12 protein-coding genes and 1 pseudogene are annotated in these 15,169 nt (G+C 67.7%); 6 read left to right on the top strand and 7 right to left on the bottom strand.

Going from position 1 to position 15,169, the window contains the following annotated elements; translation table 11 throughout:
• Positions 1–73: 73 nt before the first annotated feature.
• Positions 74–475: an AMP-binding protein gene (locus ABZ565_RS31780; RefSeq protein WP_361034620.1), complete on the bottom strand. Its 402-nt coding sequence runs from the start codon at positions 473–475 to the stop codon at positions 74–76.
• Between the two features lie 251 nt (positions 476–726).
• On the opposite strand from ABZ565_RS31780, the gene ABZ565_RS31775 reads away from it, so the two are divergent.
• On the top strand, positions 727–1,407 hold the full coding sequence (locus ABZ565_RS31775; protein ID WP_361034617.1) for a DUF5701 family protein: 681 nt from the start codon (positions 727–729) through the stop codon (positions 1,405–1,407).
• Between the two features lie 165 nt (positions 1,408–1,572).
• A pseudogene (locus ABZ565_RS31770) lies at positions 1,573–1,895 on the top strand (transposase); the annotation flags it as partial.
• Positions 1,896–1,948: 53 nt separating this feature from the next.
• Here ABZ565_RS31770 and ABZ565_RS31765 read toward each other — a convergent pair.
• Positions 1,949–2,236 (bottom strand): DUF6355 family natural product biosynthesis protein, encoded by a 288-nt coding sequence (locus ABZ565_RS31765; RefSeq protein WP_361034614.1) that lies wholly within the window; start codon positions 2,234–2,236, stop codon positions 1,949–1,951.
• A gap of 534 nt (positions 2,237–2,770) precedes the next feature.
• On the opposite strand from ABZ565_RS31765, the gene ABZ565_RS31760 reads away from it, so the two are divergent.
• The 3 genes from ABZ565_RS31760 to ABZ565_RS31750 all read left to right on the top strand — a co-directional run bounded on the left by ABZ565_RS31760 (position 2,771) and on the right by ABZ565_RS31750 (position 4,430).
• Positions 2,771–3,397, top strand: a complete 627-nt coding sequence (locus ABZ565_RS31760) for a hypothetical protein (RefSeq protein WP_361034611.1) — start codon at positions 2,771–2,773, stop codon at positions 3,395–3,397.
• A 285-nt stretch (positions 3,398–3,682) separates the two neighbouring features.
• Complete coding sequence (locus tag ABZ565_RS31755; RefSeq protein WP_361034608.1) at positions 3,683–3,859, top strand: hypothetical protein; 177 nt, start codon at positions 3,683–3,685, stop codon at positions 3,857–3,859.
• A gap of 91 nt (positions 3,860–3,950) precedes the next feature.
• The gene (locus tag ABZ565_RS31750) at positions 3,951–4,430 is read left to right on the top strand and encodes an HIT family protein (protein WP_361034665.1); all 480 of its coding nucleotides are present in this window, start codon (positions 3,951–3,953) and stop codon (positions 4,428–4,430) included.
• A gap of 180 nt (positions 4,431–4,610) precedes the next feature.
• Here ABZ565_RS31750 and ABZ565_RS31745 read toward each other — a convergent pair whose 3' ends face one another.
• From ABZ565_RS31745 to ABZ565_RS31725, 5 genes are all read right to left on the bottom strand, one after another.
• Positions 4,611–7,541, bottom strand: a complete 2,931-nt coding sequence (locus ABZ565_RS31745; RefSeq protein WP_361034605.1) for a tetratricopeptide repeat protein — start codon at positions 7,539–7,541, stop codon at positions 4,611–4,613.
• An 817-nt stretch (positions 7,542–8,358) separates the two neighbouring features.
• Entirely contained in the window at positions 8,359–9,900 is a 1,542-nt protein-coding gene (locus tag ABZ565_RS31740) for a hypothetical protein (protein ID WP_361034602.1), read from the bottom strand.
• Positions 9,901–10,292: 392 nt separating this feature from the next.
• Positions 10,293–11,534 (bottom strand): hypothetical protein, encoded by a 1,242-nt coding sequence (locus ABZ565_RS31735; RefSeq protein ID WP_361034599.1) that lies wholly within the window; start codon positions 11,532–11,534, stop codon positions 10,293–10,295.
• The gene (locus ABZ565_RS31730; protein ID WP_361034596.1) at positions 11,531–13,300 is read right to left on the bottom strand and encodes a hypothetical protein; all 1,770 of its coding nucleotides are present in this window, start codon (positions 13,298–13,300) and stop codon (positions 11,531–11,533) included. The genes ABZ565_RS31735 and ABZ565_RS31730 overlap by 4 nt, the downstream gene beginning before the upstream one ends.
• Before the next feature lie 225 nt (positions 13,301–13,525).
• Positions 13,526–13,999 carry a hypothetical protein gene (locus ABZ565_RS31725; protein ID WP_361034593.1) on the bottom strand — a complete coding sequence of 158 codons (474 nt, stop codon included), beginning with the start codon at positions 13,997–13,999 and terminating at the stop codon, positions 13,526–13,528.
• A gap of 922 nt (positions 14,000–14,921) precedes the next feature.
• Between ABZ565_RS31725 and ABZ565_RS31720 the strand changes: the two genes are divergently transcribed.
• Positions 14,922–15,140, top strand: coding sequence for a hypothetical protein (locus tag ABZ565_RS31720; RefSeq protein ID WP_361034590.1), 219 nt, complete (start codon positions 14,922–14,924; stop codon positions 15,138–15,140).
• The last annotated feature ends 29 nt before the right edge of the window (positions 15,141–15,169 follow it).

Below are 15,169 nucleotides of genomic sequence, written 5' to 3'. Positions count from 1 at the left end.
CACTTCACCAGCACCCCATCGGCCACGATGGGGACAACGAACCCTTCTCAAGCTGCGGTGCCTGACCAGGACCTTACGGCTGCCGGGCCCGACCCGGGTGTCGGCGCTCATGACCGACTTGCGCATCAGCGCGAGCCGGTTGCCGTACGCCCTGCACCGCCGCCTTGAGCTTGCCGGTAGAGCCCGAGGTGAAGTGCGGTACGGCGACGTGGCCCTCGTCGCACTCCGTGTCGACGGGTTCCGGCTCGGCGTCCGCGAGGGCCTCGGCATAGCCGGGGCCGAGATCGCTCGGGCCGTCATAGCCGAGAACGGTCTTCACCCCCGTGCCGGGCACCGCCACGCGGACGATGTCCAGGTGCGCGGCATCCGTCAGGAGGACCGACGCGTCGGACTCGGCGAGCAGAGAAGCCATCTCGGCGGCACCGAGCCTGGCGTTGATCGACGCCCGCGCCGGGCCGGCCTTGAAGAGGGCCACCTCCGTGACGACGAGTTCGGCCCGGTTGGCCGCGCGGTCGCCCCGGTTCGCACCGGCGCGAGGGCGAGATCGATGGGCGTCGGTAGGGGGTTCTGGAGGTGCGCGATCAGAGCGTCGCTGTCGTGGAGAGTTGTGGGTGAGGGGTGACGCCGCCTCAGTTACGTGAGCTCTCAGGTAGCAGCAGCAGGAACTTTCCGGTGAGGCGTTTCGTTGCCCCTGAGCTCATCCACGTTGCTACCTTTGGGAGTCTCGTGCCCGAAACCACGCCCGCCACTTCCACTCTTGCCTCCGCACTCCCGACGCCCAGCGCGCAGGCGGAACGACTCATCGAACTGGAGGTGCACGAGCTGGCAGGGCTACCTGCCACCGAGCTCCGCACCTTCGCGGCAGCCGCCGAAACCCACACCAGCGACGAAGACGTTCTACTCGCCGTTCACCCGGACCACGCACCCGCCTCCGCCCTGGCGCCGCTGCTCCGCCGTGACGGCAAGGAGGGCTTTGTCGTCACCGACATGGCGGACGTCGACCGCTTCGCCCCACTCGACACGCTTGCGCTGCCCGACACTCCGCTCTACCTCCTCACCGGCCTCGACCGTGGCGACCAGATGGCCAACTGGAGCCCGGAAGAGGCGCTCCCCGCCATCACCGCAGGTACCCGAACCCCCTTGCTGCTCACCGAAGGCATCCACTGGGTGCTGCAGCAGCCCACCGTCCTCGAACGCAACCACTGCTTCATGACCATCGGCTCTCGCCTGCGCAAAGACAACGGCGCACTCGACGCCCGCACGCCGGCACTCTGGATCAGCAACGGCACCGGCCGCGATGGCCGCGAGCGCCGCAACGCCCCCAAGGTCGGCTGGTGCTGGGCAAACAACCGACACACCTGGCTGGGCATCGCTTCCACGACAGGCCGCAGAACCCACAACCCGTAGAAGTACCTCGCAACCCCGGAGCGCGCGATGGTCGGTGCGGGAGCTCCACACGGCGGAGGCGCGAGGCTGCACGGTTCAAGGGGGACCGCTGCCGGCCGGCACCACGTTGACGGCTCCGGTCGTGGTCTGTGCGGCATCTCGGTAACAGTCGCGAGGAGCATGACGTTGCCCGGTAACCGCAACGGCTGCCTGGCCCGGCAGGACTCCGGCGCGAAGGCCGCCGCCGGCACCACTCCCACGGTGATCACCGACGGCGGCTACCGCGGCACCGGGGCCTGACCATCCCGCACTACCGCCGGCACAAGAACGAAGAACTACCGGCCTGGAAGGAGGACCACAACGCCTCCCAACGCATGGTCCGCGCCCGCGTCGAGCAGACCCTCGCCCACGTGAAAAGCTGGAAGATCCTGCGCGACTGCCGACTCGAAGGCGACGGCGTCCACCACGCCATGCTCGGCAGGGCACGCCTGCACAACCTCACTGGATGATGCCGGAGGGCATTCACGGGACAACGTCGAGCGGCCCGGGACGGCAGGACGCCTCAGCAGGTGCGGCCGGTGTACCAGGCGTCGTCGATGTCGGAGCTGGAGCCGAGCCAGGTCACGCCGGGCGCCACGCACCGTTCACTGTTGGGTCCCCAGTCGTCGACCTCGATGACGATATGCGAGCCGTCCGAGGTGCAGTGGTTGTAGTAGGCGTCGGAGGAGGTCTCATAGAAGCCGCAGGGATTGGCCGCGGCAGGACCGGCGCTCAGGGTGACGGCGCCGACAGAGGCAAGGGCCAGCGCGAGGGAGGCAAGGACGCTGTTCACGACACGACGAGGTGACAAGGTGAGCTCCGTTCAGTGAGGGGATCGTCGACCGAACTGCTGATGTTCGTCGATCCGCTGCCAATGCGAGGCCCAGGCTCGCAGCTCCGGGAAGCCGTCCTGATCAACGAAGACCCCCATTCACCCGGCGAATCGATTCACTGCTGCGCCGATCAGTTGATCTCCTCTGGTTCACGGACGACGTCACTGGACGGCAGCACGTGGCGCACCGGCCCGCCCTCGACCGACGTCAGCGGGCGGTGCGCACGCCTTCCAAAGCGCTTCGGCAGGCAGCCTGACACCCCCAGCCCCTGGACGGCCACGCCACTTCAGCACCTGCTCCTCGACGCCGCACAGCTGGGTCAGCAGCCGCGGCACTCGGCATGGAGCAGCACTCGGCAGCGGCCCGAAGAGCCCGCCTTCGCCTCTGAGCTGGTGACTGCGCCGCTCCCAGCCGGGCCGCAGCAACGATGCCCTCACCGGCGAGGCCCTGCGCCATCTGACCCTCAAGGGCTTGGGGGGCGCCGCGACCGAGCTCCAGCGCCCCTGTCCGAGATGGGCGCGACCGCGCGCGGTGCGGGGGCCGCCGGCGCCTCCCACCCGATGGCCGTGAACGAGACCGTGGCCGGCCTGCTGCGCCCGAAGCCGGACCTGGCGAAGCTGGCCGCGGACCCGCCTGGGGTGCGGGCGGCCGTCCAGGCCGTCGCCGACTCGCCCGGCGGGGTGGGGAGCATCGGCTCCTACTGGACCGAGGTCCCGTTGCCGGTCTCCGGCTCCTGGAGCACGCCGGGCAAGGGCGGCGCCCAGGCCGACATCGTCCTGACCGCGCCCCAGGACGCCATCCCGCTGCTGTTCGTGGAGGTCGACAGCTGCCACGAGACCGCGGAGGAGCTCGCGGACAAGCTGGAGAAGTACGCCCGCTTCTACCACCGCAAGGTGAAAGACACCGAGGGCAAGGCGCAGCCGATGTGGCGCACCCGCTGGACCACCTCACCCGGGCCGGGGTCCGATGACTCGTACCCGCCGGTGCTGCTCGTCTTCAACCAGCTCGGCGCCCGTAACCCCGAACGCACCATCCCGCGCCTCGCAGCCCTCACCCGCCACCTCTGGGCCGGGACCAAGGCTACGAAGAGGACTTCCACCACTACGACAAGAAGATCCCCGTCATCACGACCACCCTGACCGACCTCCAAGCCCACGGACCGCACGGGGCGGTCTTCCGCCGCTTCGGCCGGCCCGGCCCGCAGACACTCCTTCACGCGATCGGCAACCCCCGCCAGCAGGCCGCCCTGGAACGCCGCTGGAAGGAGCAGCGGGCGCGTGAGCGGGAGATCCGGGAACGCAAGCGCCAGGAGGCCGAACAGCGCGCGGCCGAGCGGGAAGCACAACGACCCGCGTGCGCGCTGCGGAGCGAAGTTCAGTGATGAACGCTGGAAGGCGGCACAGGCCCCTGGCTGGGGCACCCCGGTGGACCCCCATCCCACGCATTGCGACCGGTGCAAGGCCCGAGCCCTCGCGGCCGAACTCCTCGCCCGGAGTATCCGCGACCACGCCAGGCTTCAGGACCAACAGCAGCACCCGGGCCAGAGCGAGGCGGTGGCGGACCGGAAGCTGGGGCGCTGGTTGTCGCGCCGGCGCATCTGACCGAGTCCCAAGGCCTGCGGTGATGCCGTGACAGGCTGCCGCCCGGCGACCGCATCGAAAAGGAGAGCCTGTGGCAGCAGATCGGCGCCCCATGGACCTGGATGCGTACGAGGCCAGGGTGCGTAACGGCCCATGCTTCATCTGCGCGTTCGTGGCGGGCGAGCCCGGCCATGTGACGGTGTACGAGGACGACCAGCACATCGCCTTTCTCGACCGGTATTCAACCGTGCCGGGGAAGGTGCTCGTGGCTCCGAAGACCCACATCGAGCACGCTGTACGCGAACTTGATGATCCCGCTTACCTCGCACTGATGTCGGTGGTCCGCAAGGTGGCGCTCGCGGTGGAAGCGGTCGTCGAGCCCGAGCGCACCTACTTGCTGTCCCTGGGCAGCCAGCAGGGCAACGCGCACCTTCACTGGCACATCGCCGGACTGCCCCAGGGAACGCCGTACGGGGACCAGCAGTTCCACGCCCTGATGACCGAGAACGGCGTGCTGTCCAACACGGACGCGGAGGCAACCGCCCTAGGGGAGCGCCTACGCGCCACCCTCGCCGAGGGGCGAGCTTCATGACGTGCGGTCCTGCACTGCTCACGGGGGGCGCGGCTCCAGTCCAGCCCCCGATCCGCTGGTCCTCCGCGACTAGGCACCGTGGCGGCTGCGTGGGCCGTACGCCGGCCGACTTGCTGGCAGAAGGCTGCGGGCCGTGCACCGGCGTGCGGCCGGGGGAGGGGACGGCCAACCTTCAGAAGATCAGCTTGAGGCACGTTCGGCTATCAGGCCACGGCACTGCCGTGCCCGCTCACCCACCTCACCCTCCAACACGGACAACTCGGTCAGATATCGGACTACTTCTGCCATATCGCCAGCACTTAGATGCGCAGCGAGCACCTCCGTAGTCGCCTCCGGCACCACGTTTTCCGGTTCGATGAGTACGGCCCGGAAAAGGGACAGATAGCTCGCCTTCGTTTCGTCTTGCGGATTCACGGAAGACGTGAGGAGCTGACGCCACTGCTCCCTGAACGTCTCGAACCGCCCTTCCACTGTCTCGAGCATGAGCTTCTCGAATACGCAGTCGAGATCGTCAGGGTGCGCTTCCGTAGCCCGCTCAACATCCACGCGCGCCTCCTCGTAATGGCCTGCCTGTCGGTGGGCCTGACTGCGGTAGGCGAGTGCCCAGGTGAGCGTGGGGTCGAGTTCGAGTGCAGCGGTGAAGTCGCTGACGGCCTGGTCGTACCGGCCGGATTGCTGATGGGCCTGGCCGCGGGAGCCGAGTGTCCAGGTGTCGGTGGGGTCGAGTTCGAGTGTGGCGGTGAAGTCGGCGACGGCCTGGTCGTACCGGCCGGCCTCCCGGTGGGCTTCTCCGCGAAAGCCGATTACCCACTCGTACGCTGGGTCGAGTTCGAGTGCGGCGGTGAAGTCGGTGATGGCTTGGTCGTAGCGGCCAGCCTGCTGGTGGGCTTGGCCGCGGGAGCCGAGTGTCCAGGCGTCGGTGGGGTCGAGTTCGAGTGCAGCGGTGAAGTCGGCGACGGCTTGGTCGTACCGGCCAGCTCGGTGGTGGGCTTGGCCGCGGCTGCTGAGTGCCCAGGCGAGTGTGGGGTCGAGTTCGAGTGCGGCGGTGAAGTCGGTGATGGCTTGGTCGTAGCGGCCGGCCTGCTGGTGGGCTTGGCCGCGGGAGCCGAGTGCCACGGCGTCGGTGGGGTCGAGTTCGAGTGCAGCGGTGAAGTCGGCGACGGCTTGGTCGTACCGGCCGGCCTGCCGGTGGGCCAGGCCGCGGGAGCCGAGTGCCCAGGCGAGTGTGGGGTCGAGTTCGAGTGCGGCGGTGAGGTCGGTGATGGCTTGGTCGTACCGGCCGGCCTGCCGGTGGGCCAGGCCGCGGGAGCCGAGTGCCACGGCGTAGGTGGGGTCGAGTTCGAGTGCGGCGGTGAAGTCGGCGACGGCTTGGTCGTACCGGCCAGCTCGGAGGTGGGCCAGGCCGCGGGAGACGAGTCTCCAGGCGTTGGTGGGGTTGAGTTCGAGTGCGGCGGTGAAGTCGGCGACGGCTTGGTCGTACCGGCCAGCTCGGTGGTGGGCTTGGCCGCGGCTGCTGAGTGCCCAGGCGAGTGTGGGGTCGAGTTCGAGTGCAGCGGTGAAGTCGGTGATGGCTTGGTCGTAGTTGTCCAGTCGGCGCTGCCCTTCTCCGCGGCGAGCCCAGGCGAGAGCGTTGCGGACGTTGTGAGCGATGGCTCGGTCGAACTCGGCGAGGGCCTCTTCATTCTGGTCACCGAGGTAGAGATGAATGCCTCGGTAGGTGTACGCCCAGCTCCTGCTCTCCGAGCTCAGCTGGCCGTGAGACAGCAGAGCACCGAGACAGGCGAGATTGGGATCGTCGCTGGTGAGAGCGTCTTGAAGGCGCTCCGCCCAGGTGAGCAGGGCTGTGTCGGTGGTGTCATGTGCGGCTTGTTCCAATGTCTCGACCCATTGCCGCAGCACTGCCGTCTCCTGGCCTGCCGCACGAACCACCTGTTCAAGGGCGGCCGTCAGACGCGTTCCCGGGTGGGCACACAGACGGTGGAACATCTCATCCAGCCAGTGCCGACGCCATTCAGCGTCCTCCCACCGTTGCGTTTCGGGGAGCCGTTCCTCGATACCTACCCGCCAGGCGGCATGCATGTCGGCGAGTCGCAGATGCGCGGAGGCCCAGTCTTGGGGGGATTGAGCGCGTTGCTGGCGGATCATGCTGGCGCGGACGACCGCGTGGTAATGCTTGTAGTCCCCGCGGCCACTGACAAACGGCTGCCCGCACAGCCACTCCCACAGCCCCTCCGCCTCAGGACCTGCCGCGGCGCCGAAGACATCCTTGTTCAGCTGCAACGGCAACGCACACGCCCGTACGGCCTCTCGCTTCTCCGGATCGGTGATCCATTGCACGAAGCGCTCAACGGCCACATCGGCCAGGTCCCCGTCGGCGTCGACGTCCTCAGCCGTGTGCGGGCGGGCCAGAGCAAGGAGCTCGACGAGCAGCGGCAGCCCCATCGACAACTGCAGCACCGCTTCAACCACCCCCGGTTCGTTCACCCCCCGCGAGGCCAGCAACGAGCGTGTCTCCGCCTCGGTGAACACTTCCAGCGGCACGTCCGCGACCTGATCCCTCAGCAACGCCCACTTCCGCTCCGACAGCTCCTCCCGGCCCGCCAGGACGACGATGACGTTCGCCGGCACCGGGCCGAACTCCTCACTCAGCAGTCTCAGCAGCCACCCGTCCAAGTACTGCGCGGTCTGCTCCCATGTGTCGAAGAACAGCACCACCCACCGCTGCCGACGACACAACCGCTCCAGCTCGCCAACAAAAGCACGGCTCAACCCCGTCTCGTCACCTTGACCACCGCGCCTGTGGGCACGAGACCGGGACGCCGATCGAAGCCGGTCCAGCCCCTGGGCCGCGGCATCCGGGTTCGCCATCGCGGTCACGACACCGGCGCCTGGGATCAACGAGGCTGCACTCAGCGCGGCCTGGGTCACCATCCGACTCGATACCGATGCCTCACCCTCTAGGGGGGTGGACTCCGCCTGTGCCGCCTGCTCCCGCCGCAACTGCTCGACCACCTTGTCGAACTCCTTGCACGGCCCCGCCTGCTCCCCCAGCTGCCGCGCCAGCTCGACCAACGCCTGCTGCACCCCGTGGACGTCGTTCTCGTCCACCACCGCTGTCACCGCGTCAGCGCGCCGGGCCGCCTCCTGCCACTGACGAAGCAGCGTTGACTTCCCCACACCCCCCACACCACGCACGTGGAACAAGAAGTCCGCCGGATCCTCCTCAGAAAGAGGATCCTTCGACAAGTTCTCCGCAAACAGCGCCAGCTGAGCACGCCGCCCCACAAACCGCGCCCGCGCACGCTGCCGAATCAACGCACCCCTCGACACACGCTGCGCGCCAGACCCCGACATCCCCGCCACCCCAACTACTCGTCTGCCGCGCTCTAAATAATCAGCCTCGCGCCCGTCTTCGATCCGTACCAGACGCCTGCCCTTCAGTTTCTAGTCCGCAGCTCACGTCTGTCAGCCAAGCCGAAAAGAACGCCTGCACTGTGAGCAGAGCGGGACCGCAGAGGCAGACGGAGGGAAGCTCCCCTTTCACGCCAGCCGCTCCAAATCCCTACGCACCCACTCCAGCCCGAGGTCGGCGAGGGTGGTGATGTCCAGGAGCGGTCTTTCTGATCAGCAGTTGGGGTCTTAGCCTGCATTGATCATTTTGTGGTGTGTTCGCGGGTGGGTAATCGTGGGGCGTCAGCAGGGCAGTGACTACGTGAGCGTTGGGCTGGGCAGGGGGTTTGACCTGCGGATTCGTCGGCCAGTCTGGGTGAATCATCAGTTCGTGTCATCTGCATTGCGTACGGTTCAGGTTCAGTGATCATTGGTATGCGGAGGCGCTTGGCGAGCCGTCTGCCGTCACGGGTTCGAGCGCGTTCGTACGCAGGCGGCAGCCGTGCCGCAGTAGGTTCTTCTGTGGTTGACGGCGGGATCAGGTGCGGTTGGTCCTGACGCGGGTGAGTTGTTGTTGGACGGCCGGTTCATGGCCAGGACGTAGACCGACTGTCTGGCTGTATTCGCGCCACTGGGTGAGGTCGGTGGTGCGGGGCTGGCGTTCGCCGAACAGGCCGAGGATCAAGGTGGCGTTGAGGGTGTGCAGGCGTTGTTCGAGCCAGTCCCGCCGGATGAGGAGGGTGTCGACGGCTCCGGTAGGCCGGTGGCCGGTCAGGGCCCGCACGACCCGGAAGCCGTCGCTGGTGTACCAGTCGCCGTTGTCGGGGTCGCGCGTGAGGCCTGCGCCGTGCAGGAGCTGGTGGGAGGGCAGTGACAGGCCGACGGGTGCGTCCAGGGAGCAGTCGTGGCCGCTGGCGCTCCAGTTGTACTCCTGGATAGCTGGCACCGCGTGCAGGGGCCGACCATCGGTATCGCAGGCGATGTCGCCTGAATTTGTGTCAGGTTGTGGGTCGGTGGCGTCCGTGCTCGCCGGACGGCTCCAGCGTTCGGCCAGCTCGTGCAGCTGCTGTTCCCGTGTAGAGCTCCGGGCGAGTCCGAGCTCGCCCAGGAGAACGTCGAGGTACTCGCTTACCTGGGTGGCATCGTCACCGGTCTTGGCCATGCGCCTGCGGCTAGCGGGCGGTCGCGGTGCGGGGGAGGAGGCCGACGGCGGCGTGTCGGTGTCGGCGCCGTAGTCGATGAACCGCATCTCGTTGTCCAGGCCGTCCCGCTCGGAGGCGTGCCGGGGGATGTCGGCGAGGTAGATGCCGTGCCAGGAGGGGATCTCGGGCATCCAGCGGCCCATGAGGGTGCGCCGGGCGAGGAAGTCCATCGCGGGCTCGTAGTGGGGTTCCTCCAGGAGCCAGCTGTGGATGAGGTGCCACTGTTCGGCCTGTCCCTTCCACTCAGGCCCGCCGACGCTGTCTGCGACGTACTCGTATAGGACGGCCCACTGCTGGCCCTGGCCGTCTTCGCGTACGGCGAGCGTGCCGAGTTCGGGCAGCCCGGTGTCCTGTTGCAGCCAGTCGGCGAGCTGGTCGGATGCCGGCAGCATGGGCGGCGGGGGATCCCACCGACCGTCGGGAGCGGTGAGAGGAAACGTGGCGTGAGCGGTGTTCGCCGCGGCAGTGTCCTCGGGCTCAGTTGTCGAGGTCGGGGAGAGCGGGTGTGCGCCAGGGGGCAGGGTGGGGTCGATGTCGAGGAGTAGCAGGGCTGCGGCGCCTGGATACTGTGCCGGGTCACCGGCGTGCGTCTGGATCATGTGCCGATGGTTGGCGAGGCGTTCGACCAACGCGTGCAGGCCCAGCCACTGGTACTTCTTGCCGATGCGCTCGGCCTTGTGCCCCTCGCGTCCGCGGCCGGCGCCGCGCATGTTGTCGAAGGCGGAGAACCGTTCAGGTGTCCATCCGCGCTGTGCGGCGTTGTCGAAGATCCAGCGGCTGGCCCAGTCCTTGTCCACCGGCGTGTCTGCGAGCTGCTCCTCGCGCGTCGGCGGCTGTGCGCACTGCTCAAGCAGCCGCTGCTGTTCGTCCGTCAACACGCGCCGGGCACGCCAGCGTTCGCTCAGCAGTCGGGTGACAGCCTGGGGTGTGCCCAGTGCGTCGCGAACGGATGCGGGCAGGCTCTGCGCAAAGCCCTCCACCTTGTCGGGCACCAGCAGCGGGGGCTGTTCACGCCGCTGGTAGGCCGGCGCCGGGGCGGCGGACGTGGCCAGGGGCAGCTGGCTGAAGGTTCTGACAGCCGGCTTGATTTCGTAGCTCGTGAAGTCCGCCAGGCCCAGCAGGGAGGCGCGCAGACTTCCCCACAGCCGCTCGTCGTCCGCGTCCCGTGACGGGTAGCGGGCGTCGATGGTCTCCTGGTCTGGTGCCGGGCCGGGGTCGGGGCACGGGTGGGGGTGGGCGCAGCGGGCGGCGTCGTCCTCGGAGATGAGGCCTACCTCGAACGCGTCCTGGACGACGCGGGAGGCGGCGTCGCACAGCAGGGCGTTAACGGACGCGTGGCGGGGGAGGTGACGTCGCCGTAGACGTGGGCTAGTAGACGTATGGCCACGTCTGCCAGCAGGGTGTGATGGCCGGTGCTTGAGCGGGTGCGGGCCACCACGCCGTGCGCCACGACGGCGAGCCGTTCGAAGACGTAGGGGTCATCGATCGCACGGACATCGGTGTGAAGGAATTGGTCCAGCAGCGTATTGAGGACCTGCGGGTATCCCAGCAGCAGCTGCACTAGCGCCTTGGTGGCCCGGTCTCGCAGGAAACGGTTGGAGGAGGTGAGGGTCCACACCAAGGTGGTGGCTGCCAGTCGCACCACCTCCTCCTGCGGGGGCTGATGGGCCACCGCCGACGTCCTGGTGCTGCCCGCGCGTCGCGGTGCCCACGGTGCGGCCGCCGTCGCGGGGGAGGGGCGCAGCTGCGGTGGAGTGGGCAGCTGCTCGGCCCAGCGCAGCAGGCGGTGCAGCGCAACTGACCGGTCGAGCACGTCGTAGATCGGGATGCCCCACTTGACGTCCCGATCTGCCGGCACCATCGCGCACAGCGTCCGGTGCAGGTAGTCGGCGTTGAGGAGGTGACCCGTCTGGGCACTCACGCCCAGCATTGCCTCCAGAACCGTCGGTCCCAGGTCGAACTGGTCGGCTGCTTGCTGAAGCAGGACGGCAGTCCGCCTGCTGACGCTGCGGGCGTCGCGCAATGCCAGCGTGCGTACCAGGCTCACATACAGTGCGAACCTATTACGCTCGCCGTGATCATCGGTTTCGGCGTCCTGGCCGGCGCCAAGGAGATCGATCAGCTCGTGGCCGGTGCGTTCGGCGAGCAGCACGGTGGCCGCCTCCACCAGGTTCGGGGAAGCCGCCTCCAGCCAGGTCCGCAGCGGTGATGCGGGGGCCAGCGTGCCTGCAGAGGCGGCGGCCTCCACCTCGGCGGCGTGCTCGGTGAGCATCGCGTCGACGATGCGGTCATCGCTGAAGGCCTGGTAGCCGAACCCGTATCCCGCTTTCGGCTGCCCGTCGACAGTGCGGAAGCGCTCGCTGGCCAGCACTCCGTGCACCACCATCTGCCCGAGCAGGGTGTCCGGCCACCGGGTCAGGTGCGCGGCGAACGGCGCGGTGATCTCCCGCACCTGCTGCTGGGACAGGCCCTCCCGGCCGGCGCTGGCCATCTGCCAGGCCAGTTCCTTCACCGCTCGCTGCGCGACCCGCTCACTGGCATCCAGGTGCAGCGCCAGGTGGATCTGGTGGGCCCTGCGCTGAAGGAAGCTGTCAACACTGCGCTGCGGTGCTGGGTGCGCGCGGCGATGCCCCGCTGCTTCTCCGGCAGGGCCTCCAGGCTCTCGCAGTACAGCTTCACAAACAGGGGGTTAGAGAAGGCCGGCGCGAGCAGCGGCGTGCGCGGCAACGCCGACGGCGCCTTTTGCAGGTAGCTTTCCAGCGCCTCCACCTCATGCCCGGCGAACCCTGGGTGATCCGAACACGGAACATGATGGGCCGACACGTCAGCTGGCAGCACAACGTCCTTGAGAGAGGACCGGCACGAGACCACCACGGCCACATGGTCATACGGCTCCGCCTCTGCCCACAGCTGCGGCAGCCGGCTGCGCCATCTGCCCGGCTCCTCCGCATCATTGAGCGCGTCGATCATCAGAAGGAACCGCGTATCGCTGGCAGCTCCGGCGGCATCCATCGCCTGCAGCAGCACCGTGTGCGACACATCGCCCAGGCCCAGCTGCCGTGCGATCTCCGTCAGCGGATCCTCGGCCGCCATCAGCTCACCGAAGACGGTCACAGCAGGCCGGCCGGCCTCAAGCGCCCGGCGCGTGGCATCGACCAGCAGATGCGTCTTGCCCTGTCCCGCTTCGCCCAGCAGCACCCACGCTTTGGCTTCTGCGGCGCGTGCCTCGTCCGACCTGCACAGTGCAGACAACCGGTCGAGCGTGATCAGCAGAAACCGGATCGGGTCCGTGTCACCGGCCCGCTTGTCCTCCTCGCCGCCGACGAGCTCGAACCACTCCCGCTGCGCCTGCCGGACGTCAAAGACCACCTCGGAGGCATTCTCGGCCGCCATGGCTATGCGCTCCGCGGGCAGACCCGCCGCAGTGACCGACTCCACCGCCAGGTGCAGCTCATCAGCGATATGTGACAGCCGGGCGAGCTGGCCCTCCACTCTGACCGCCACGGACGCCAGCCGCCCAGCATCCGCATCGGGCGCCGGCGCGGACCGTGACTGCCACGCGAACTGCGCGTCGGACACGGTCGTGCGGAAGATCTCCACGCGCTGTTTAACGCGCTCGATAAACGATCCCGCCGCGGCGCAGGCGTCCAATGTCGAGGCGATCGGCAACGGGATGTGATGTTGGGGCGTGTAGCGGTCGCTGGCGATACGAGCCGCGCGGTCGAATTGTTCCTTCAGCCACTCGGCGCCCAGGGCACGCCGCTGGAAGAAGAACCACAGGCGGCCCTCGTTCCCCGGAGCCAGCAGCTGCTCCAGCAGTTCCCCACTGCCCAGGAGTTCCACCTCAATGTCCTCGGTCCCCTCCAGCTGCATCTTCCAGCCGGCGACCGCCTGCTCCCACCTCTGGCGGGCGCCCACCACAGGCTTGCCCTTGCGTAGATGCGCGGGGTCCGGCAGGTCGATGCAGACCATGAACACCATGCGGGTCACGTTCCGGCGGGGCCGGTTTCTCCCCACGGCCTTGAGACTTTCCCGCGCCAGGGGCAGGAGATCATCAAGCTCGTGCACATACTTCACCTGAAAGCCGTGCACCCGCCCGTTCGGCGCCAGGTTGTACCACTCCACCCCGCCGTCCGGCGCGGCCGTCTTGATCGTCCGCCAGCCAGGCCGAGCGGGCTCCCGCAGTTGAAAACACAGCTCCTCGAAGGCACGGTCCTGACTCCCCGCCCAGGACCGGATGCTCCGCCAGTCAACCGGGTCAACCTGTCCGTTGGACAATGCAGCTCTCCTGCGCTCGCGTTAAACAAAGAGGCCGAGCAGCCTATGCGATGTATGAGGCCAAGAAAGGCAGGCGAGGGGAAAGCGTTCGTTGGTATGCGGCGGCGCTCGGACGAGCCACCTGCTTGAGCTGGACTGCGATGCTCGGACGCTGACCTCTATCGCCCCTGCTGACGATCATGTGATTGCCGGGCTCGGGGCACGTGTTCGTAAGGTTGCCTCGGGTTACAGGCTGTCGGCCCATAAGGGGACGGGGTAGGTGTGGGCGTCACCGAGTGCGAGACGGAGCGGGCCGAGGAGGCGGTGGGCGAGGCTGGGGGAGAGGTCTTCGATGGCGAGGTCTGAGAAGTCCCGTACGCGTTTGCCGTGGGTGCGGGCTGCTTGGTCCAGTGCTGCTTGCGTGTGCTTGATCAGCGCGTTCTTCAGCGTGGCTCGGCCGGTGGTCCTGGCGAGTTCCTGCGCCTCGTACCAAGCGGGGTCTTCGCGATCGGTGGGCCATGCCTTGTTGTAGGAGCGGCGCAGGGTGAGGACTTCGTCCCAGGTCAGCTTCTCCAGTCGGGTGAGCAGTGCTGCCGCTGTTCGCCCTTGGGGACCCAGCGCCCACCAGGCCGGTACCCCGGAACCATATTCGCTGGCTCCAGGTCCGTCCCGAGCGGTCCTGATCGTCGTTCGGGACGAGAGTGGGGATCCACAGCCCAAATGGGATCTCGGTCGTGAACGGCAAATAGCTGGCACCTGATGCATGTGGTGCTGAGCGGTGCCACGGCTGCTTGCGGCGCCTTAGCGGCACGCCGGGTGTCTCCTCGATGAGGATGCGACGGTGATCACGTAGGGAGGCGGCGTAGTCGATCGGGTCGTCGTCGCAGCCGCGGCCTGAAGGGCGCGTAACCTTCCAGCCCCAGTCGGCCGGCAGGCGGTTTTGGTCCACCCTCGCGACAGTCCAGTCTTCCCATCCAAGGCCGGGCACTGATTCCCCTCCGTGACGATGCTGAGGTCCCATCTTGGAGCATCCCGGAGCGGTGTGCTGCGCGGATGGCAAGGGAGTGCTTCGAGCTCGGACACCGGAGGATGCGACGCTGGGCATGCCTGCCGTGTTAGCGCCGGGCGGAGACTTCGCTGGGGACTCCGAGGAAAGGCAATGGGGTTCGCCGGCCAGATCACGGCAAACCCCATCGCTTGAGCGTCCTGCGCCAACAGCACGCTCACCTCGCATCGCGGTGCGCAGTCCGGGTCAGAGACTGAGGTGCCCGTCGACCAAGGTCACAGCCCTTGCGGGCTCGTGCCCAGCATGTCATCCATCGTCGGGTGATGCTGCACCGAAGGTGCCGCCCCTGACCGCGTTAGCGATACATCTTCTGAAGAATGATGCCTTGGCCTGCGCAAACGTGCCTGATCGTCACGGTTCTTAAGTACAGACCCTCTATGTGCTGTGTACGGGATTCTGAAAAAGAGCCTCGAATTGTTCAGGAATCGTTCACATCGGAATGGACATCACCCTCGCGAGTCGGCCAGCATGAGGGCGCCAGAACAGCCTTGGCGCCAACCGGGGCCTGGCATCGAACTAGTCCGGGTCAACGAAGCGGAATTCACGCTTCCACTAAGAGACTGAGGTGCCCACGCTATGACCTATGTCGTGACGTCCAGCAGCTTTCCGATCCCGATCGGTCCGCTGACGATCCTGCAGAGTCGAGACATCACCGCCGCGACAGTATGGCTGGTGATCGTGGTTCTTCTCTCGGTCATCGCGCTCGTGGTGGTCGGGTGTGCTCCGCCGGCCGCTGTCACGGTGGTGGCCGGCGGAAGCCTGATCGCAACAAAGCTTCGCCAGGATCTCGCCTGATGTCCTCCGCGGGGGTCAGCGGCTGAGGC

It is taken from the genome of Streptomyces sp. NPDC016469 (genome assembly GCF_040632905.1).
In the GTDB taxonomy this organism is placed as follows: domain Bacteria; phylum Actinomycetota; class Actinomycetes; order Streptomycetales; family Streptomycetaceae; genus Streptomyces.
This window is presented reverse-complemented; position numbering and strand designations above follow the sequence as displayed.

What these genes read in the sequence shown, in the direction of transcription:
- ABZ565_RS31750 (WP_361034665.1), top strand. Translation starts at nt 3,951, where the DNA reads ATGGACCTGGATGCGTACGAGGCCAGGGTGCGTAACGGCCCATGCTTC.
- ABZ565_RS31720 (WP_361034590.1), top strand. Translation starts at nt 14,922, where the DNA reads ATGACCTATGTCGTGACGTCCAGCAGCTTTCCGATCCCGATCGGTCCG.
- ABZ565_RS31760 (WP_361034611.1), top strand. Translation starts at nt 2,771, where the DNA reads ATGGGCGCGACCGCGCGCGGTGCGGGGGCCGCCGGCGCCTCCCACCCG.